Source organism: Niveispirillum sp. BGYR6, from assembly GCF_027568365.1.
Lineage (GTDB): Bacteria > Pseudomonadota > Alphaproteobacteria > Azospirillales > Azospirillaceae > Niveispirillum.
On record NZ_JANLNL010000004.1, the window covers coordinates 184,605 to 203,802 of the forward strand.

General features: G+C 64.1%; 18 protein-coding genes. 11 read left to right on the forward strand and 7 right to left on the reverse strand.

From position 1 onward, the window contains the following. Positions 1 to 159: 159 nt before the first annotated feature. A complete protein-coding gene (locus tag PCJ49_RS11420) occupies positions 160 to 1,095 on the forward strand; it encodes a bifunctional riboflavin kinase/FAD synthetase (RefSeq protein ID WP_269911040.1) in 936 nt (311 codons plus the stop codon). 68 nt (positions 1,096 to 1,163) lie between these two features. Continuing rightward, entirely contained in the window at positions 1,164 to 1,418 is a 255-nt protein-coding gene (locus tag PCJ49_RS11425) for a hypothetical protein (RefSeq protein WP_269911041.1), read from the forward strand. On the opposite strand, the gene PCJ49_RS11430 is transcribed toward PCJ49_RS11425, so the two are convergent. Continuing rightward, positions 1,419 to 2,309: a LysR family transcriptional regulator gene (locus tag PCJ49_RS11430; RefSeq protein ID WP_269911042.1), complete on the reverse strand. Its 891-nt coding sequence runs from the start codon at positions 2,307 to 2,309 to the stop codon at positions 1,419 to 1,421. 99 nt (positions 2,310 to 2,408) lie between these two features. On the opposite strand from PCJ49_RS11430, the gene PCJ49_RS11435 reads away from it, so the two are divergent. From PCJ49_RS11435 to PCJ49_RS11475, 9 genes are all read left to right on the forward strand, one after another. Continuing rightward, positions 2,409 to 3,590 (forward strand): YbfB/YjiJ family MFS transporter, encoded by a 1,182-nt coding sequence (locus PCJ49_RS11435; RefSeq protein WP_269911043.1) that lies wholly within the window; start codon positions 2,409 to 2,411, stop codon positions 3,588 to 3,590. Continuing rightward, a complete protein-coding gene (locus PCJ49_RS11440) occupies positions 3,590 to 4,183 on the forward strand; it encodes a glutathione S-transferase N-terminal domain-containing protein (protein ID WP_269911044.1) in 594 nt (197 codons plus the stop codon). The genes PCJ49_RS11435 and PCJ49_RS11440 overlap by 1 nt, the downstream gene beginning before the upstream one ends. 96 nt (positions 4,184 to 4,279) lie before the next feature. Then, a complete protein-coding gene (locus PCJ49_RS11445; RefSeq protein ID WP_269911045.1) occupies positions 4,280 to 4,735 on the forward strand; it encodes a carboxymuconolactone decarboxylase family protein in 456 nt (151 codons plus the stop codon). Next, positions 4,732 to 5,655 (forward strand): sigma-70 family RNA polymerase sigma factor, encoded by a 924-nt coding sequence (locus tag PCJ49_RS11450; protein ID WP_269911046.1) that lies wholly within the window; start codon positions 4,732 to 4,734, stop codon positions 5,653 to 5,655. The genes PCJ49_RS11445 and PCJ49_RS11450 overlap by 4 nt, the downstream gene beginning before the upstream one ends. Before the next feature lie 206 nt (positions 5,656 to 5,861). Further along, positions 5,862 to 7,265 carry a DNA repair protein RadA gene (gene radA / locus PCJ49_RS11455; protein WP_269911047.1) on the forward strand — a complete coding sequence of 468 codons (1,404 nt, stop codon included), beginning with the start codon at positions 5,862 to 5,864 and terminating at the stop codon, positions 7,263 to 7,265. Positions 7,266 to 7,280: 15 nt separating this feature from the next. Further along, the gene (locus PCJ49_RS11460; RefSeq protein ID WP_269911048.1) at positions 7,281 to 7,988 is read left to right on the forward strand and encodes a CvpA family protein; all 708 of its coding nucleotides are present in this window, start codon (positions 7,281 to 7,283) and stop codon (positions 7,986 to 7,988) included. 67 nt (positions 7,989 to 8,055) lie between these two features. Continuing rightward, positions 8,056 to 9,516: an amidophosphoribosyltransferase gene (gene purF, locus PCJ49_RS11465; protein WP_269911049.1), complete on the forward strand. Its 1,461-nt coding sequence runs from the start codon at positions 8,056 to 8,058 to the stop codon at positions 9,514 to 9,516. 2 nt (positions 9,517 to 9,518) lie between these two features. Next, positions 9,519 to 10,106: a hypothetical protein gene (locus PCJ49_RS11470; RefSeq protein WP_269911050.1), complete on the forward strand. Its 588-nt coding sequence runs from the start codon at positions 9,519 to 9,521 to the stop codon at positions 10,104 to 10,106. Between the two features lie 121 nt (positions 10,107 to 10,227). Next, complete coding sequence (locus PCJ49_RS11475) at positions 10,228 to 10,755, forward strand: hypothetical protein (protein ID WP_269911051.1); 528 nt, start codon at positions 10,228 to 10,230, stop codon at positions 10,753 to 10,755. A 54-nt stretch (positions 10,756 to 10,809) separates the two neighbouring features. Here PCJ49_RS11475 and PCJ49_RS11480 read toward each other — a convergent pair whose 3' ends face one another. The 6 genes from PCJ49_RS11480 to PCJ49_RS11505 all read right to left on the reverse strand — a co-directional run bounded on the left by PCJ49_RS11480 (position 10,810) and on the right by PCJ49_RS11505 (position 19,170). Then, entirely contained in the window at positions 10,810 to 12,084 is a 1,275-nt protein-coding gene (locus PCJ49_RS11480; protein WP_269911052.1) for a histidine-type phosphatase, read from the reverse strand. A gap of 52 nt (positions 12,085 to 12,136) precedes the next feature. Beyond that, entirely contained in the window at positions 12,137 to 14,701 is a 2,565-nt protein-coding gene (locus PCJ49_RS11485; RefSeq protein WP_269911053.1) for a TonB-dependent receptor, read from the reverse strand. A gap of 182 nt (positions 14,702 to 14,883) precedes the next feature. After that, the gene (locus tag PCJ49_RS11490) at positions 14,884 to 16,512 is read right to left on the reverse strand and encodes a methyl-accepting chemotaxis protein (RefSeq protein WP_269911054.1); all 1,629 of its coding nucleotides are present in this window, start codon (positions 16,510 to 16,512) and stop codon (positions 14,884 to 14,886) included. A gap of 138 nt (positions 16,513 to 16,650) precedes the next feature. Continuing rightward, positions 16,651 to 17,115 carry a cache domain-containing protein gene (locus tag PCJ49_RS11495; RefSeq protein WP_269911055.1) on the reverse strand — a complete coding sequence of 155 codons (465 nt, stop codon included), beginning with the start codon at positions 17,113 to 17,115 and terminating at the stop codon, positions 16,651 to 16,653. A gap of 226 nt (positions 17,116 to 17,341) precedes the next feature. Then, positions 17,342 to 18,568 (reverse strand): GTP-binding protein, encoded by a 1,227-nt coding sequence (locus tag PCJ49_RS11500; protein ID WP_269911056.1) that lies wholly within the window; start codon positions 18,566 to 18,568, stop codon positions 17,342 to 17,344. A gap of 92 nt (positions 18,569 to 18,660) precedes the next feature. Continuing rightward, entirely contained in the window at positions 18,661 to 19,170 is a 510-nt protein-coding gene (locus PCJ49_RS11505; RefSeq protein WP_269911057.1) for a Fur family transcriptional regulator, read from the reverse strand. Positions 19,171 to 19,198 lie beyond the last annotated feature (28 nt).

Here is a 19,198-nt window from a genome sequence, read left to right on the forward strand (position 1 = left end):
TTTCTTGAATTTTTCCATTTTTAGTCATGCTGCTTCCCTGTGGGGCGACTTGCCCGTTCTGTCCCGACCACGGTCCAGCCCCGCGACGGCTGGGGCTGGACCCGGGGGCTGGTTCCCGACTATATGCTTGATGGAACCTGAAACTGGACCCGCGGGCCAATGCAGCTTTTCCGCCATACTGCCGATCTGCCCGCCGCCCTGCGCGGTGGTGCTGTGGCCTTGGGTAATTTCGATGGGGTGCATCGCGGCCATCGTGCCGTGATCGAACAGGCCCAGGCGGCGGCGCGTGCGCTGGGCGTGCCGGCGGGCGTGGTGACGTTCGAACCGCACCCGCGCAGCCTGTTCCGCCCCAACGATCCCCCGTTCCGGCTGACGCCGCTGCGCATCAAGGCGCGGCTGGTGGAGGCAATGGGGCTGGATTTCCTGCTGGCCCTGCATTTCGACCGGCCCTTCTCCCAGCTTTCCGCCGATACTTTCGTGCGGCAGGTGCTGGTGGAGGGGTTGGGTGTGCGCCATGTGGTGGCCGGGCATGATTTCGTCTTTGGCCATGATCGGGGCGGCGATATCGGCTTCCTGCGCGAAGCCGGCGGCTGGCACGGTTTCAAGGTGACGGAGGTGCACCCCGTCTCTGCCGCCGATGGCACGATCTATTCCTCCACCCGCGTGCGCCAGCATCTGCAGGCCGGCGATGTGGCGGCGGCCCAGGCCATTCTGGGCCATGCCTGGGAGATTGAGGGGCGGGTGGAACATGGCGACAAGCGCGGCCGCACCATCGGCTTTCCCACCGCCAACCTGTTGCTGGGCGATATCCTGCGCCCGCGCTTCGGCGTCTATGCCGTGGAGGCAGGTGTGGATCAGGGGCCGGAGACGGTCTGGCACAAAGGCGTGGCCAATCTGGGCAGCCGGCCGACGGTGAATGGTACGGATGAACGGCTGGAAGTGCACCTGTTCGATTTTGCCGATGATCTTTATGGCAAGCATCTGCGTGTCCGCCTGCTGCATTTCCTGCGCGGGGAACAGAAATTCGCCGGGCTGGACGCGCTGAAGGCACAGATCGCCCTGGATAGCGAACAAGCCCGCCAGTTGCTGGCTTGATATCGGCATTCTGCTGGCACCCCTTTTGCTTTCCCGGGGGCGGGGAAGTTCAATAGGGGGTGCCGGCCGTGCCGGATTTCGGTTTATTCATTGTCCGGCCGCCGCAGGGCAGGGCGACCGTGGCGGCCATTCATCCGTCACGGGCGGACGAGGCTCGCATCACCCTGAAAAACCTGCGCAATGGCGGCTTTCACGTCGCCGCCCTGACCCGCGTGTCGGTACCATCAGAGGAGCCGGCGGCGGCGCAGGCGCAGTTGCAAGGGGTGGTCAATGGCCTGTTTGAACAGGCGCTCTACCGTCCACCGGTGGAGATGGTCTGGTAATTATTGCCTGGTAATTGTTGCCCAGCCCAACCGGGCATAATCGATGAAGCGGCGCAGGGCCGCCGTGACCAGCGCATCGCGGCGGTAGACCAGTTGCGTCGGTGCCGTGGCCCAGGGCTCCGGCACCGGATGCAGCGCCAGCAGCGGGCGCAGAGGGGACCGCTCCACCGCGGCTTCCGGCAGCAGCGACAGGCCGATTCCGGCGGAGACGCCACCGATGATGCCTTCCAGCGTGCCGAATTCCTGCATCCTGACCTGGCTGGCACCCAGATGGGCCAGCAGCCCCTCCAACCGCTCCCGATAGGCGCAGCCGCTGCGAAAGCACAGCACCGCGGCCTGCGGCCGGGCCAGCAGGGAATGCCAGTCGGCACCGGCCGCCGTCACCGCCATCATCCGTTCAACCCCCAGATCGGCCACCACCAGGGCGGGGTGGTCGACCGGGCCGCCGACCAGGGCGGCATCCAACTGGCCAGCCAGCAATTCCATCAACAAGGGCCGGCTGGCCCCGGTGCGCAGCCCCAGCTCCACCGCCGGAAAATCCCGGTGATAGGCGGCCAGCACTGGCGGCAGGCGCACGGCGGCCACGGTTTCCATGCTGCCGATCAGCAACCGCCCCGCCGGCTGGTCGGGATTCAGCAGATCATCCAGGCTGGCGCGGGCGGCACGCAGCGCATCGGCCACCTGCCGGGCATGGGGCAGCAGAACCTCTGCCGCCTGGGTCGGCACCACGCCGCGCCCGTTGCGGCGGAACAGTTGCACGCCCAACGTGGCTTCCAGCGCGCGGATGCGGGCGGTGACGTTGGATTGCACGCAATTCAGTCGCCGCGCGGCGGCCGTCACCCCGCCCTCATCCACCACCGCCGCGAAGAAGGCCAGATCGGTGCTGTCCATGGCATTAATCCATCAAAAATAGCGATTTCATTTATCCTGACATTTCATTTTTTCTGATGTCAAGTCTGGGGAAAGATGGGCTCTGGAAGGAAGGGCCGGATGGTGGGATCAAACTGGAAAGGCTGGCAACCGGCAGCGGCCGGGTTGATGGCGACGCTGCTGGGCGTCGGGCTGGGGCGCTTCGCCTATACGCCGCTGCTGCCGGCCATGGTGGCGGAGGGCTGGCTCAGCGCCACACAGGCGGCCTTGCTGGGGGCGTTCAATCTGGCGGGATATCTGCTGGGCGCGCTGGCGGCGGCCGGGCTGGGGCGGCGCTTTGGCGCGGCCGCCGTGCTGCGCGCCGCCCTGGGGCTGATCGTGCTGTCGCTGGGGGCCTGTGGCTGGAATGGCGGCATGGTCTGGCTGGGCTGCTGGCGCTTCCTGGCGGGGGTGACGGGGGCCGTGCTGATGATCCTGCCGGCCCCCTTGTTGATGGCGCGGGTGCCGGCGGACAGCAGGCCGATGCTGGCCGGCCTGGTCTTTTCCGGCATGGGGTTTGGCATCATCCTGGCCGGCGCGGTTCTGCCGCTGCTGGCCGCCGGTGGAGTGGCGCTGGCATGGGCGCTGCTGGGGCTGTTGGGGGCGGGGCTGGCGGCCCTGTCCTGGCGCCAGTGGCAGCCGGCCCCGCTGGCCACCCCCCATGCCGTGGCGGGGGCGACGACGGGCGGCAGGGGGCTGGCGCCCGTGCTGCTGTTTGCGCTGGCCTATGGCGCGGATGGCATGGGTTTTGTGCCGCATACTTTGTTCCTGTCGGATTTCGTGGCGCGCGGGCTGGGCTGGGGGCTGAAAGCGGGCGGGTTTTACTGGACCATTCTGGGGCTGGGGGCCGTGCTGGGGCCGCTGCTGGCGGCACGGGTGGCGCGGCGCACCGGCTTTCCCCTGGCCCTGACGGGCGCGCTGCTGGTGAAGGCGGCGGCGGTGGGCCTGCCGCTGTTGACCACCAGCCCCGCCGCGCTCGCCCTGTCGGCCTTTCTGGTGGGGGCCTTGACGCCCGGCAGCGTGGCGCTGGCCTCTGGCGTGGCGGGGCTGCTGGCGGGGCCGGCGGGCCATACGGCACTGTGGGGGCGGATGACGCTGCTGTTCGCCCTGTTCCAGGCCGCCGGCGGCTATGGGATGACGGCGTTGTTCGCCACCACCGGGGCCTATCTGCCTTTGTTCGCACTGGGGGCCGCGGTCCTGCTGCTGGCCGGCGGCTTGGCCCTGGCCGGCTTGATTTTGCTGCAACGGAAGGAGTGTGCGTGATGAAGCTCTATGCCGCCCAAACTTCCCCCTATGCCCGCAAGGTGCGGGTGCTGATCGCGGAAAAGCGGGCCGGGGGGCTGGTGGAACTGATCTTGATTGATCCGTGGAGCGATCCGGCCGACCTGCACGCGGCGGTACCCGCCGGCAAGGTGCCGGCCCTGGTGACGGATGAGGGCTGGGCCCTGGGCGAAAGCTGGGCCATCGCCGATTATCTGGATGCCGTGCTGCCCGGCCCGCGCCTGCTGGCGCCCGACGGGCCGGAACGCTGGCAGGCGCTGCGGCGCAGCGCGCTGGCCCAGGGGCTGATGGATGCGGCCTTTGCCGCGGTGATCGAAGGCCGCCGCCCGGCGGGCGAACGCTCCCCCGGCTGGGTGGAACGGCAGTTGGCGGCGATCCGGCGCAGCCTGCCGGTTCTGGAGGCGATGGGGCCGCCTGCCCTGTTCGATCTGGGCGCCATCTCCCTGGCCTGTGCGCTGGATTACCTGGATTTCCGCCATGCGGGACTGGATTGGCGGGCGGGCTGCCCGGCGCTGGCGACATGGTTTGCGGCGGTGGATCAGCGCCCTTCCATGCGCATCACCGACCCGCGCTGAAAATATTTTGCCCGACCTGTCACAGGGGCGATGGCCATCTCGTCCTGATCGGTGAAGGCCCCGGCATCTGTTGCCGGGGCCATGAACCGGAGAGCCATGATGAAAGCCCGTCTCAACCCCCAGGCCGCCGCCCCCGCCGCCATGAAGGCGATGTATGAGCTGGAGGGCAAGATTGCCGATCTGGGGCTGGACCCGACCCTGGTGGAGCTGGTGAAGACCCGCGCCTCCCAGATCAACCGCTGTGCCTATTGCATCAACATGCATACCCGTGACGCCCGTGCCCTGGGGGAGACAGAGGCGCGGCTTTACCTGCTGGACGCCTGGCGGGAATCGCCGCTTTATAGCGACCGTGAACGGGCCGCCCTGGCCTGGACGGAGGCGCTGACCGATCTGGCCGGGACCGGCGCGCCCGATGCCGATTATGCCCTGCTGCAAGCCCAGTTCAGCCCGGAGGAACAGGTGAACCTGACCCTGCTGATCGCCACCATCAATGCCTGGAACCGGTTCGGCGTCGGCTTCCGGCTGGTGCATCCCAAGGAGGGGCGGATGTGAGCGGGGACGTGCTGGCCACCTTCAACCGGCTGCGGCCACGGCTGACCCGCATCGCCTATCGGATGCTGGGCTCCGTGGCTGAGGCTGAGGATATGGTGCAGGAGGCCTGGTTGCGCTGGGCCGGGGCCGACCATGCGGCCGTGCGCGATGGCGATGCCTATCTGGTGCGGCTGCTGACACGGCTTTGCCTGGACCAGTTGAAGGCGGCCAGCACCCGGCGCGAAACCTATATCGGCCCCTGGCTGCCGGACCCCAGCATCGAACCTGTGGATGCAGTGGAGGAGGGGGAGCAGCTGACCCTGGCCCTGATGCTGGCGCTGGAACGGCTGTCACCCCTGGAACGGGCGGCCTTCCTGCTGCATGACGTGTTCGGCCAGCCGTTTGAGGCGGTGGCGGAGGTGCTGGAGCGTGACCCCGCCGCCTGCCGCCAGCTGGCCGTCCGGGCCCGCACCCATGTGCGGGCGGCCAAGCCACGCTTTCCCGTGCCGGCGGCACGCGGGCAGGATATGGCCGATGCCTTTCTGGCTGCCGCCCATGGCGGCGATCTGGCGGGGCTGCGCGGCCTGCTGGCCGCCGATGCGGTGCTGTACAGCGATGGCGGCGGCCGGGCGCGGGCAGCCCTGAACCCGGTGCAGGGCGGGGACAAGGTGGCCCGCTTCTTCGCCGGTATCGCCGCCAAGAACGGCTTTGCGCAGCCGGTTGTGCTGTATCGTGGGTTGATCGACGGGCTGCCGGGTTTCCTTTATCGCCACCCGGACGGTACCTTGCAGACCATCGCCCTGCTGCTGGATGGCGATGGCATCGCGGCGGTTTACGTTACCCGCAACCCCGACAAGCTGCGCCATCTGGCCGTCAGGGGGGAGGCGGATTTGCCGGGCTGCCCAGCACCAAGGGATGTTTCATCGTCACGGCAACCATAAAAATCTGACCTATTTCCACCAGATCCCTCAGGGCGATTGCGGCAGCGGAACCGAACAGCAATTTTCGCACCCATGGCTTTCATCCTGCTTACCGCCGTTACCCCACGCCCCGCGCATGTTGCAATTGTGTTATGAGGGGCTGCGAAAGGGCTGAGGAAACCGCTATATACGAGGCGCCGTTCCACCCGGGAGCCTTTGAGAAAACCTTGGCCCGCACCACCAGCCGATATGTCTGCCAGAATTGCGGGGCCGCTTACCCGAAATGGTCGGGCAAGTGTGACGCCTGCGGGGAATGGAACACGCTGGTCGAGGAACAGGCCAGCGAGTCCGTGCCCAAGGGGCTGGGCAAGGGCCAGGGCCGCAAGATCGAATTCGTCGCCCTGTCCGGCGTGTCCAAGGATGCGCCGCGCCGCATGACTCAGATCCAGGAATTCGACCGGGTCTGCGGCGGCGGGCTGGTCAATGGCTCGGCCCTGCTGGTGGGCGGTGATCCCGGTATCGGCAAATCCACCCTGCTGCTGCAGGTCACCTGCTGCCTGGCCCAGGAAACCCGCTGCGCCTATATCTCCGGCGAAGAGGCGGTGGATCAGGTGCGGATGCGCGCCGCCCGGCTGGGGCTGGTCAATGCCCCGGTGGCGCTGGCGGCGGCCAACAATGTCCGCGATATCGTGGCCAGCCTGGAGGCGGCCGACGGCCCGCAGGTGGCGGTGATCGATTCGATCCAGACCATGTATATTGACACGCTGGACAGCGCGCCCGGCACCGTGGCCCAGGTGCGCGCCTGCGCGTCGGAACTGATCCGCGTGGCCAAGAAGCGCGGCATCACTCTGTTGATCGTTGGCCATGTTACCAAGGATGGCCAGATTGCCGGCCCCCGCGTGCTGGAACATATGGTCGATACCGTCCTCTATTTCGAAGGGGAGCGGGGGCACCAGTTCCGCATCCTGCGTGCGGTGAAGAACCGCTTCGGCCCCACCGATGAAATCGGCGTGTTCGAAATGAGCGAGGATGGGCTGGTCGAAGTACCCAATCCTTCAGAGCTGTTTCTGGCCGACCGTCGCCGCGATATAACGGGAACAGCGGTGTTCGCGGGGCTGGAAGGCACGCGGCCGGTGCTGGTGGAGGTGCAGGCCCTGGTGGCGCCATCCCCGCTGGGCACGCCGCGCCGGGCCGTGGTGGGCTGGGACAGTTCCCGGCTGGCCATGGTGCTGGCGGTGCTGGAGGCGCGCTGCGGTGTGGCCATCGGTGCCAATGATGTCTATCTCAGCGTCGCGGGCGGGCTGAAAATCAGCGAGCCGGCGGCCGATCTGGCGGTGGCGGCGGCCCTGGTCAGCAGTCTGACGGGCGAGCCGGTGCCGGCCGATGCCGTGGTGTTCGGGGAAATCGGCCTGTCCGGCGAAATCCGTGCCGTCAGCCAGACCGATCAGCGTTTGAAAGAGGCCACCAAACTGGGCTTCAACCGCGCCATCATGCCCCAGCCGCGCCGGTCGCGTGGTGGTACGGGAGCGGCGGCGGATGGGCTGCGCCGGGTGGAACTGGACCACCTGTCCGACCTGTTGCCCTTGTTCCAGGCCGATGCGCCGCCGCGCCCACCGCGCGGGCGGGATTGATTTTAGGGGAAGTGGATGGACGCCAGCGGGTTGAACCCCGTCGATATTGCTGTCATCGCCGTGCTGGGCATTTCCGCCCTGATGGCGTTTGCACGCGGATTCGTACGCGAAGTGCTGTCGGTGGCGGCCTGGGTGGGGGCGGCGTTTGCCACCATCTATTTCTTCCCCATCCTTACCCCCTTTGTCCGCCAGCGTATCGATACCCAGTATCTGGCCGACGGCGTCACCATCCTGGCCATCTTCACCCTGTCGCTGATCCTGTTTTCCATGGTGACCCATGCGGTTTCCGGCCGGGTGCAGGAAAGCAGCCTGTCGGCCATCGACCGGTCGCTGGGCTTTGCCTTTGGTGTGGTGCGCGGGGCGGTGCTGGTCAGCCTTGTCTATATGTTTGCCCTCTGGCTCTGGCCCGATCAGCCGGCTTGGCTGCGCGATGCCAAGTCCCGCCCCTTCCTGGCGGTTGGGGCCGACATGCTGCGCGATCTGCTGCCCAACGCCGATCTGACCCCCGCCCAGCGGGAGGCAGAGCGCGTGCGTCAGCGTGTGCAGGAGGCGGAGGAGGCCAGGCGCACCCTGGAACGCCTTGCCAATCCGCTACCCGCCTCTGCAGGGAACGCGGCTGCGCCCGCCGGCGATAACGGCTATAACGGCGAGGCGCTCGGACGTCTCGACCAATTGATCAAGAATACCGATCAGGAACCACCGCCCGGTGGCACATCCCGTTAGGGATGCGCTGCCGCTTTCGACTTTGTTGCCACCGACCTTCGGCTTCAGCGTGAAAGGCTATCCGCCCATGCTTACGACCCATCCCTTCGACGATGACAAGCTGCGTGAGGAATGCGGCGTCTTCGGTGTGTTCGGTCCGCAGGATGCGGCGGCACTGGTGGCGCTGGGCCTGCACGCCCTGCAGCATCGCGGCCAGGAAGCGGCGGGCATCGTCAGCTTTGACGGGCAGGATTTCCCGCACCATCGGGCGCTGGGGCAGGTGGGTGACATTTTCGGCAGCGAAACAGTCATGCGCAACCTGACCGGTTCGCAGGCCATCGGCCATGTCCGCTATGCCACCACCGGCGAACGGTCTTTGCGCAATGTGCAGCCGCTGTTTGCGGAGTTTGAGTTTGGCGGCTTCGCGCTGGCCCATAATGGCAACCTGACCAATGCCATGCAGCTGCGCCGCCAGCTGGTGCGCCGGGGCTGCCTGTTCCAGTCCACCTCTGATACCGAAACCATCATCCATCTGATGGCGACGGCCCGTGGCGGCAATGTCATCGACCGGCTGGTGGAAGCGCTGCGCCAGATCGAGGGCGCCTATTCCCTGGTCTGCATGGCCAAGGATATTGTGATCGGCGTGCGCGACCCGCACGGCGTGCGCCCGCTGGTGCTGGGTCGCCTGGGCGATGTGCATGTGCTGGCCTCGGAAACCGTAGCGCTGGACATTATCGGGGCCGATTATGTCCGCGATATTGAGCCGGGCGAAATGGTGGTGCTGGATAAGGACGGGGTGCAGAGCCTGCGTCCCTTCCAGCAGGTGCCGTCCAAGTTCTGCATTTTCGAATATATCTATTTCGCCCGCCCCGACAGCTACATGGAAGGCCATTCCGTGTACGGCGTGCGCAAGAAGATCGGCGCGCAGCTGGCCATTGAAAGCCATGTTGATGCCGACCTGATCATCCCGGTGCCGGATTCAGGCGTGCCGGCCGCCCTGGGCTATGCGGAGCAGAGCGGCGTGCCGTTCGATCTGGGCATCATCCGCAACCATTATGTCGGCCGCACCTTCATCCAGCCGACGGACAAGATCCGCCGTCTGGGCGTGAAGCTGAAGCATAATGCCAACCGGCATTTCATCCAGGGCAAGCGCATCGTGCTGGTGGATGACAGCATCGTGCGCGGCACCACCTCGCTGAAAATCGTGGAAATGATGCGCGATGCCGGCGCCAAGGAAGTGCATATGCGCATTTCCAGCCCGCCGACCAGCCATAGCTGCTTCTACGGCATCGACACGCCGGAGAAGGAAAAGCTGCTGGCTCACCGCATGTCGGTGGAAGAAATGCGCGATTACATCAAGGCCGATAGCCTGGCCTTCATCAGCCTGGACGGGCTGTACAAGTCGCTGAACCATGCCAAGCGCGATGGCGACCTGCCGCAATATTGCGACGCCTGCTTCACCGGCGAATACCCGATCCCGCTGACGGATTTCGATCCGGGCCGCGGGGCCGAGGTCTCCTATCTGCCGGGCGGTCGCAAGGCGGGGTAAGGATGAGGCTGCGCAGCTTGTTGGCTTTGTCCGTTCTGCTGCTGTCGGGGTTTTCGGCGGCGGCAGCAGAAAATGTACCGGCTGCGCAGCCTTCTCTCGGCTGTGCCTTGGCGGAGAGCTATCTGCTGTCCTTCCCTGTTGTCCAAAATGGTGGACCCGTCGTTTTCTCTGAAGACGATCAGGACGGACCGCGGGAGGATGGCCGCCTGGAATGGCGAGACATGGGGGCTAAGGGGGCAGAACCTAAGCCGATCGCGGGGCCGTCGGATGAATTAATTTCCAGCTTGCGGGCCAGTGGCGGTGCCAGCGCGATCAAGCACTGCGCCAATGTGCGTAAGCTTCTTGATAGCAAAGGCATCCGTTATGGCGAAGATGCTGTAAATTCAGGTAGTTCATCAAGCGGGGCTCTATTTAAATCTGCGATATTGGGAATTTCCCTGCCGGTTATCAGCAAGGATGGCAACGAAGCCGTATTGGTGGAGAGTTTTTCTGCCGGTATGCTTCTGGGTAGGGGAAATGTTACTTATCTAAAGCGTCAACCCGATGGGACGTGGAAGGTTGTTGGAGAAGCGATGCTCTGGGTGTCGTAATTCTCCCGTCAGTACCATGCCACTAACTGATTGATATTTTGTGGGTATAGGCAAAATATGCCCAGCTTTTTGGTCCGTCCTTTGCATGTCTATTTTAGGGAAACATGCGGAGGAGCTACACGTGACGACCATCGGATCGGCATCGCAGGCGGGCGGCGGGAATGACCTGCTTTCATTGGGCAAATCGACCCGGCCCAAAGTGAAGACCGCTGAAGCCCTGGAAAAGGCTCGCGCTGAGGCTGAGGCTTTCACCAAGGCCCATGCCCATCTGGGGGCCAAGGACTATCTCAAGGCCAAGCTGGAGGAGTCGGAAGGCAAGACCGCCGACCTGCTGGCGTCCGGTGAGGCGACGGGCACCTTCAAGATGCAGCTTGATGGCAGAACCTACACCCTGGCCGGCTCCGTGATCGATATGAGCGGCATGAAGGTGACGAACAATCCCGCCTTCAGCCCGGTGGAGGCGGAGCGTCCCGCCCCTGCTTTGCTTGATGCCGATACACAGGCCCAAGCGCAGACGGCGCAGACAAGCACTGTCGCGGATCGTCCGGCTGTCAAGCGCCCGACCGGGCTGGAAAGCGTGATAGAGACTTCCTCCCGCCAGGACTGGACGTTCAGCCAATTGGCGGAACGGTTGCGTCGCTGGGGATGAATAAAGGCCGGCGGGGTGATCCGCCGGCCTTTATTGATCTTTTCAGATCGGAGGTTAGGGCAGGGCGGCGGCCTTGATCTTCCCTTCCACCAGGGCAAAGAAATCGCTGGCCGTGCAGATTGTCCGGTCGGCACCCTTGGCGCAGCCGGGCAGCGCCATATAGGTGACAACCGCGGGTTCCGCCTTCAGGTCCAGGGGCCGCAGTTCCCGCAGTTGATCCATGGTCTGGGCGCGATAGAAGGCGCGGATGTAACGCTGCCCCGCCTGATCGCGCAGCTGTTCAAAGCCGATGCCGCCACCCGGCGGGGTATCGTCCGCCGGATAGCTGTCAATCCGCCAATGCAGGTCCAGCATCCCGGCGATATCGGCGATATTGGTGTCGTGACCGGCCATCAGGAACAGCTTGGCCGGGCCCGCCTTCAAGGCATTGACGATCTGGCCCATGATCGGGGCGGCTGCCCGGTCGGCAATATAGGGCGGACGATTCTCATATTTGAACTTCACGGGGTGAAAACGCAGCATGGCCTCGATATCGTCGCGGCTGATGCGTCCCCAGCCCACTTCTGCCATCGGCTTACCTTCCAGATATTCCAGCAGGAAGGTCTGGCTGGTGGTGGAGGCCAGCGCAAAGGCGCCGCCGGCATCGGGCCGCCCCTCTTCCTCATCCGTTTCCAGCTTGGTGGGCAGGTCGGTGATCTTGCAGCCGTCGGGCTGCTTCTTCTTGGCGCACCATTTCGGGCTCTGTGTGCCCAGGGCGCGCTGCAGGATCGCAAATTCCGCCTTATACTGCGCCATCTCCGCCTGCAATCCCCCCGCCGGCAGCCCCTCAGCGGCGGCGGCTGTCGCCTTGGCGGGGTCCAGCTTGGCGCCACCATGGGCCAGCGGGTGGAAGACGCTGTCTTCCTCTTCCCGCTGCGGATGGCTGACATCAGCGGCACAACCCGGTGCGAAACCATCCAGCAGGCTTTTTGCCGTGCGAATGGCCCGTTCCTTGGCGCTGGCCTGTGCCACCAGCTGACCAGGGGCGGGACAGCCCTCGGCAGGGAACAGACCACGGGCGGCATAGAATTGCCGATCAAAGCGGCCCAGCAGCGTAACGCCCTTGGCCCCCCGTTCGGTCAGATTCCCGTAAGGGACGGACCAGGCGGGCCAGGTCTGGTCGGCCAGCCCTTCTGCTGGTTCCTTGGTCGGTGGCCGGACCCCATGGCGCATGAACATCGCCACCTTTTCCAGCACCATCCCCGGCGGTTGCGTCGGCAGCTCTGCTGCGCCGGCCGTCATGGTGGCCAACAGGCCGGTGGTCAGCAGCAATCCAATGATCTTGCGCATGATCATGCCCCATCGCAAAGGCCCCGCCGAAACCGGCGGGGCCTTATGACGCTCAGTACTTGTACTGGAAGCCGGTCTTGAAGGCAGCGCCGTAGCGTTCCGTTTCCACCAGCTTGTTGGAGGTGCCGATATAACGCTGCCAATGGGCATCGGTCAGGTTCGCCCCTTCCAGATAGACCTGGAAATGGCTGCTGACATCATAGGCGATGCGGGCATCCAGCTGGCCGTTGCTGGCAGTATAAATATCGGTATCGCGGCTGGTGCCCACCGTATCCAGATAGGCCGAGCGGTAGGAATAGGCGACGCGGGCCAGGAAGCCGTCCTTCTCATAATAGAGCTGTGCGGAGGCCACGCGCTTGGACTGGTTGAACATCGGCACCTTGCCGGTGCGACCGAACACGCCCGACGCCTCGCTGTGAGTCAGGGTCAGGTTGCCGGACACCCCGAACCCATCGAATGGGGATGGCAGGAAGGTCGCCTGGGTGCTGGCATTGAGTTCAATGCCCTCCACCATGCCGGATGCGGCATTGCGCGGCGTGGTCACCAGGGCTTTCGCTAAGCTGATGCCGCCGAAATTGCCATTGGTGACAGTGACGGCCTCGTTATAGATCGGGTTGTCGATATCCTTACGGAACAGCCCCACCGACAGAATACCCTGGCTGGGCAGGTAATATTCGGCGGCCAGATCATAGTTGGTGGATTTCAACGGCTCCAGATCCGGATTGCCACGGGCCACCGTGGCGGCACCGGTATCAATGGTGATGTAGGGCGGCAGATCGGCATAGTTGGGCCGGCCGATGGCCGTGGTCACCGCCCCGCGCAGCACCACCCCTTGCATCAGGTCGAACTGGGCATTGATGCCGGGGAACCAGTCCGTATAGCTCTTGCCGCCAAAGGAATTGTAATCCTGATTGACGGTGGAGGTGGGGGCGATGACCTTGGCCTTGAAATCACCCGACGTATGTTCGACACGCACGCCGGGGATCAGGGTCAGCCGGTCCCAGTTCAGCGACGCCATGACATAGCCGGCGCTGATATCCTCCGTCACCCGGTAATCATTGGCCAAGGCATTGGCCAGCGAACCGGAGAGATTATATTTCAGCGTGCCGGCATGGCTGGCGACATAGGCTTCCGCATCATCGTAGCTGACGCGCGGATCCATGGGGAAGCGACCGCCGAAAGTACCGCGCCCGGCCCCCACCACGGCGGATGCCAGGGTGAAGCCCGACGCATCATAGGTGGCATAGTCGCGGTCATTCGCCTTGTGCCGCGACAGATATTTGGCGCCGACCTTGACGAAGCTCTCATCCCCCAGATCCACCGGCAGCTTATAATCAGCGCGGGCCTGATAGAGATTCTCCTCCGCCTTGCGATGGTCATAGCTGACGCTGCGGGCGCTGTAGAGGGCGGGGTTATAGGCGGCATCGGCCGGCGTGACCTGATAGATCGTGTCCGTCAGGTCATAGGTGGCAGAGAAGGCGTTGCTGCCGGTGCGGAACTGCCACTCGCTGCGCAGCGGGTCTTTCTTCACCGCGCGGGTATAGGTGGCGTCCAGATCCAGCGTGCCAACCGCCAGTTCGAACTTGCCGCCCAGATTGGCTGTGACGGTATTGTCATCCTCTTCCCGCTTGCGGACATAGCGGGTGCCGCGCGCCTTGAAGCTGCCGCTGGTGGCTGTCTGGTTGGTGATGGCGGTGGGGATCTCCACCCGGAACTGGTCGCGGGTTTCGCTGTCCTTGAACTCATCATAGGCGGTGCGCAGATAAAGCCGGGTGCTGTCGCTGACATTCCAGTCGAAATTGGCCACCGTGCCCAGCCGCTTGCGGGTCAGGTTATATTCGCGGGGGCGGAAATCGTCCGGCACCGCGTAGCCGCCGATGGTGTTCCAGTTGCTGGAACCCTGCAGGTTCTCCGACCGGATCGGCCGCTGGTCGTAATTGGCGGACAGGACCAGACCATATTGGCGGTTCTCGCCAAAGACATCGCCGATGGTGGCATCCACGCCGACCGGGCGCTTCTCATTCAGTTCATAATGGCCGACGCTGCCGCGGGCGGTGGCGAAGAACTTGTTGCGATCAAAGGCGCTGACCGTGTTGATATTGATCTGGCCGGCAATGGCATTGGCGTCCAGATCGGGGGTCAGGCTTTTGATCACCTCCACCGACCCGATCATGGCGGACGGAATATCATCCAGCTTGACCTGCCTTGCGTCCGGCTCCGGGGCGGCGGTCGTCTGGTTGTTCAGCGTCACATTGGCCAGATTGGGGCTGGTGCCCCGGATGATGACATAACGGCCCTCACCCTGGTCATTGGCCACAGAGATGCCGGGAAGGCGCTTTACTGCCTCTGCCACATTCTGGTCGGGCAGCTTGCCCACATCATCGGCGACGATGGCTTCGATGATGTTGCCGGCCTTCTGCTTCATCTGCAGGGCCTTCTTGTCGGCCAGACGCATCCCGGTGACGGTGATTTCTTCCATCGCCGGTTCGGATGTCGTCGGTGCCTCAGCGGCATATGCGGCAAACGGGGCCGACAGGGCCACGATGCTGACACAGCCCAGCAGGCGCACGATCAGGCCAGCGCGGGCCGGCACGCCCCGCGTATTCAACGACGACATTCCAGAGTCTCCTTGAGGGAAGGTCTTGCCGGGAACCATGTCGCCGGTAAGACCTTCCTTGCATTTCGCTGGTGCGAAGCTAGAGCCGTCGGTTGATAAACTCAGGTTAAATTTTGATGATACTGGGCGCCTGCTGCCGGGGTTTGGTTTTGCGCCTTGTCGCGGAAGGAAGGGCCGCCGGATCAGGCGCGAACCTGGGAGAGGAAGCCCCGGATTTGCCCATCCAGCGCATCTGAACGCTGGCTGAGCCTGCCGGAGGCCTCAATCACCTGACGGGAGGCTGCCTTGGTGGCATTGGCCCCCTGCAGCACATTATCCACCCGATCCGCCACCTGGCGGGTGCTGTCGCTGGTATGCTGCACGCTGTCGACAATTTCATGCGTCATCTGGGCCTGTTGTTTCACGGCCCCCGCGATGGCCATGCCGGCGGCGCGGATATCGCCGATCCGCCCGGCGATGGCGCTCAAAGCCGCCACGGTATCCTTGGTGACCTGCTGGATGTCACCCACCTGGGTGGCGATTTCCCCGGTTGCCTCTGCGGTCTGACGGGCCAGGGCCTTCACCTCGCCCGCCACCACGGCAAAGCCCTTGCCGGCCTCTCCGGCACGGGCGGCCTCGATGGTGGCATTCAGCGCCAGCAGGTTGGTCTGGCTGGCAATCTCGCTGATCAGCTGCACCACGGTGCCGATCTTGTCTGCCGCCCCCGCCAGCCCCTGTATCAGATGGTCGGTGCGGCCGGCATCCTGTACTGCCTGTTCAGCCAGGCTGGCGGAATGATCCACACGGTCGCCGATCTCCCGGATGCTGGCGGACAGTTGGTCGGTCGCCCCGGCCACATGCCCCACCTGACGGCTGGCGCTGGCGATGGCATCGGCCATATTGCTGACGGCGGCGCGGGTGTCATCCGCCACCTTTTCCATGTCGCCCGCCGTGGCGCGCAGTTCCTGCACCGCCGACAGGGTTTCCTGCAGAGAGGCGGTGGCGTCGGCATCAAAGGCAGCAGACAGGCGGTCCAACCGGGCGGCACGCTCCCGTTCCGCCTGGGCGGCGGCTTCTTGGCGGGCTTGCAGTTGCCGCCGTTCCTGCTCATGGCCCACCAGCACGGCCAGTGCCTGTGACAGTCGGCCGATCTCATCCACTCGGGTGCTGAGCCGGCTGTCCACCTGCAATCCGTTCTCCCCGGCAATCAGCCGCCGGGTGACATTCGCCAGATCGATCAGCGGCCGGGCGATGCGGCCGGTGATGAATTGATTGACGGCCAGGACGGCAATGATCAGGGCCAGGATGGTGCCGCCGGTCATGGCATAGGTCAGCAGGATGGACCGGTTGACCGCCTGTTCATCCGTGCCAATCCGGGTGGCCTGGGCGGCCTGAAGCTTGCCGACCATCTCTTCCAGGGTGGCGGCGGCGCGTTCCAGCCCGCCCATGAAGGCCAAGGTGGTGGAAACATCACCGTCGATAACATCGGTCAGGTCGCGGCTTTTGTTGACATATTTCTTCGCGGCCGCCGCGAAGGGATCAACCAGATCAGCCAGTCCATTATGCAGGATCACCTCCCGCAACACCGGCAGATCGCGTTCCAGCGCATCGGTCAGGGCCAGGGCCTGTCGCTTCTGTGCCGCCACCTTCTCCGGCCCCATGTCCGTGGCTGCCAGGGCCACCAGATGGTAAAGCGCCTTGCGCTGCTGTGGCAGGCGGACCAGAAAGCCGTTCATGGCGCTTTCATCTTGCAGCACCGTACCCAAGACGGTGCCGACCCGGTTATCAATGCCGCTGACCGCCACGATCTGGACAGTGCCGAGCCCGACCATCGCAACAGCAAGAAGCAGAAAGTAAAAAGCGATTTTCCGGGCAATAGACATGGCACACCTCACACAACAGACCCAGTCACCACCCAAAAGGCAGGTGGAAGGGCGGGGTTTTCGTGATGAAGACCCCGCCTGGAAAGGTTATTTTTTGTAGATGCCGGCACAGACCGCCAGATTGCTTTCTACCTGGCAGTACATTTCCTTCGGCTCGACCTTCTTGCTCGTGGGGTTGGTGAATTTATAATCCTGCCAGAAGCTTTTATTGGTCTTGGCCATCTCCACCCGCTCTTTGATATAGAGCTTGCCGTCGATATCTTCGGCGTCGATCAGATCCTTACCGATCAGCTTCTCATTGGCTCCATGGGCCAGACATTTGCCGGTCAGGTCATAAACCACGACATACAGGTCGCGATCGCTGAAGGGGCCGCCCTTGGTGGAGAAATCGGCGAAGGCCTTCTCATTCCCGGCGCTGGCCAGATGTTTGGCGGCGCGCTGCACCATCGCCACAGCCTCATCACGGGTGGCATTGCCGTCCGCCGCCAGGGCGGACGGGCCGCCCCACAGCAGGGCGCTGGCGGTCAGGATGGTGAGAAGGGAACGGCGCATGGGGGTGTCTCCTCGGGATTTATGGTTGTCCATCTCCCAAAGACTACCCGGTGGTCAGCAGATGCTGTTCGGTCCGTTGGAATACCTATTCTTTTGCACTGGTTTTATATGATAAAAACGGTCTGGAAAATTCACTGAAAACTGCTGTATTCATTTTTTATTTACCAATAAAAAGGCGCCAGGAATATTTCCCGGCGCCTTTTCAGAAAAACTATATTGCGGGCGATCAGTTACTGGCCTTCTGCATACAGGCATCAAACAGGGTCTGCACCACCGGGCGGGTCAGATCCTTGACGATGAAGACGATGCGGGTGCTGTGATCATCCGTCGGCCAGGCATCCAGCTGCACCGGCGGGTGGAACAGGTGCTGCACGCCATGGATGACAATGGGGCGGTCGGCCTCTTCCACATTCAGCAGACCCTTGACGCGCAGGATATTGTCGCCCTGCGCCTTGGCCACCGTTTCGAAGAAATTCACCAGATTGTCCCAGGGCAGCGGCTGGTCCGCCTTGATGACGAAGCTGGTGATCTTGTCATTGTGACGGTTCACATCATGGTGATGATGGTCGTGCCCATGATCATGCCCATGCTCGCAATGGCCATGGTCATGGTCGCAATGCGCGTGGTCATGATCATGGCTGTGGTGTCCGTGATCGTGGTGCTCGTGCCCGTGATCATGGTCGTGGTGGCAATGGCCATGGTCATGATCGCAATGGCCGTGATCATGGTCATGATGGTGGTCGTGCCCGCCGCCTTCATAGGCTTCAGCCTTCAGCCAGCGCTGCACGTCCAGCGACTTGGTGGCCGGGTTGTACAGGCCGGCATCGAACAGCAGCACGGGCAGCGCGTCATCCGTCTGGGCGTCCACATGCACCGCACCGGGGTTCAGGTCATGCAGGCGGCGGCGCAGTGCCTCCACATTGGCCTTCTCGGCAATGTCGGTCTTGGTCAGCACCACGCGGTCGGCCACGGCGGCCTGCTTCAGGCTTTCCGCGTGATTATCCAGCTGGCCCATACCATGCACGCTGTCGATGGTGGTCACCACACCATCCAGGCGGAAGCGGGAGGCGATCAGCGGATCGGTCATCAGCGTGTGCAGGATGGGGGCCGGGTCAGCCAGACCGGTGGTTTCAATCACCACCCGGTCGAATTCCGGCACCTCGCCCCGGCTGCGGCGCAGATACAGGTCGCGCAGCGTGTCCGACAGGTCGGAACGGATGGTGCAGCACAGGCAGCCGCTATCCATCAGTACCGTATTTTCATCCGCCTTGCTGACCAGCAGATGGTCCAGCCCCACTTCACCAAATTCATTGATGATGACGGCGATACGGGCCATGCCCGGATCGCGGATCAGGCGCGACAGCAGGGTCGTCTTGCCGGAACCGAGAAAGCCGGTCAGCACCGAAATCGGCAGGCGCACGGGCGGGGCGGGGGGCGTGGGTTGGGTGGACAAGGGCGTGTTTCCCGTCTTCAGTCAGCGAATATTCCCGGCGGCAAGCCGGGCAAGGGTCATGGGGTTGCATTTGAGCGGCCGGGGCCGCTTCGTCAACCGGTTCGGCAGGCAGGGCAGATCCCCGTCACTTCCACCGTCTGGCGGGTGACCTGGAAGCCCTGGGCCTCGGCCGTTTCATTGATGGCCTGGGCGATGCGCGGGTCCACCAGTTCCGTAGCCTCCCCGCATTTCTGGCAGACCAGGAACTGGCCGCTATGCAGGGTGCCGGGATCGGCACAGCCGACAAAGGCATTCTGGCTTTCGATGCGGTGGATCAGCCCCTGTTCCAGCAGGAAATCCAGCGCGCGATAGACGGTCAGCGGGGCCACCCGCTTGCCGTCCTGCGACAGGTCTTCCAGGATGGCATAGGCCCCGCGCGGCTTGTGGCTGGACCAGACCAGTTCCAGCACGCGGGCGCGCTGGGCGGTCAGCCGGGCGCCCCGGCTGGCACAGACCTCCTCCGCCCGCGCCAGCGCATCCTTGACGCAGAGACCATGATCATGGCGATGCCCGTCATGGTCATGGTCATGGCCTGCCGGGTGGTGATGGTGGTGATGGTCCATGGCCGGAAGGCCCCTGTGCCGATAATCC

What these genes read in the sequence shown, in the direction of transcription:
- PCJ49_RS11420 (WP_269911040.1), top strand. Translation starts at nt 160, where the DNA reads ATGCAGCTTTTCCGCCATACTGCCGATCTGCCCGCCGCCCTGCGCGGT.
- PCJ49_RS11430 (WP_269911042.1), bottom strand. Translation starts at nt 2,309, where the DNA reads ATGGACAGCACCGATCTGGCCTTCTTCGCGGCGGTGGTGGATGAGGGC.
- PCJ49_RS11435 (WP_269911043.1), top strand. Translation starts at nt 2,409, where the DNA reads ATGGTGGGATCAAACTGGAAAGGCTGGCAACCGGCAGCGGCCGGGTTG.
- PCJ49_RS11440 (WP_269911044.1), top strand. Translation starts at nt 3,590, where the DNA reads ATGAAGCTCTATGCCGCCCAAACTTCCCCCTATGCCCGCAAGGTGCGG.
- PCJ49_RS11445 (WP_269911045.1), top strand. Translation starts at nt 4,280, where the DNA reads ATGATGAAAGCCCGTCTCAACCCCCAGGCCGCCGCCCCCGCCGCCATG.
- PCJ49_RS11460 (WP_269911048.1), top strand. Translation starts at nt 7,281, where the DNA reads ATGGACGCCAGCGGGTTGAACCCCGTCGATATTGCTGTCATCGCCGTG.
- purF (WP_269911049.1), top strand. Translation starts at nt 8,056, where the DNA reads ATGCTTACGACCCATCCCTTCGACGATGACAAGCTGCGTGAGGAATGC.
- PCJ49_RS11470 (WP_269911050.1), top strand. Translation starts at nt 9,519, where the DNA reads ATGAGGCTGCGCAGCTTGTTGGCTTTGTCCGTTCTGCTGCTGTCGGGG.
- PCJ49_RS11480 (WP_269911052.1), bottom strand. Translation starts at nt 12,084, where the DNA reads ATGCGCAAGATCATTGGATTGCTGCTGACCACCGGCCTGTTGGCCACC.
- PCJ49_RS11485 (WP_269911053.1), bottom strand. Translation starts at nt 14,701, where the DNA reads ATGTCGTCGTTGAATACGCGGGGCGTGCCGGCCCGCGCTGGCCTGATC.
- PCJ49_RS11490 (WP_269911054.1), bottom strand. Translation starts at nt 16,512, where the DNA reads ATGGTCGGGCTCGGCACTGTCCAGATCGTGGCGGTCAGCGGCATTGAT.
- PCJ49_RS11495 (WP_269911055.1), bottom strand. Translation starts at nt 17,115, where the DNA reads ATGCGCCGTTCCCTTCTCACCATCCTGACCGCCAGCGCCCTGCTGTGG.
- PCJ49_RS11505 (WP_269911057.1), bottom strand. Translation starts at nt 19,170, where the DNA reads ATGGACCATCACCACCATCACCACCCGGCAGGCCATGACCATGACCAT.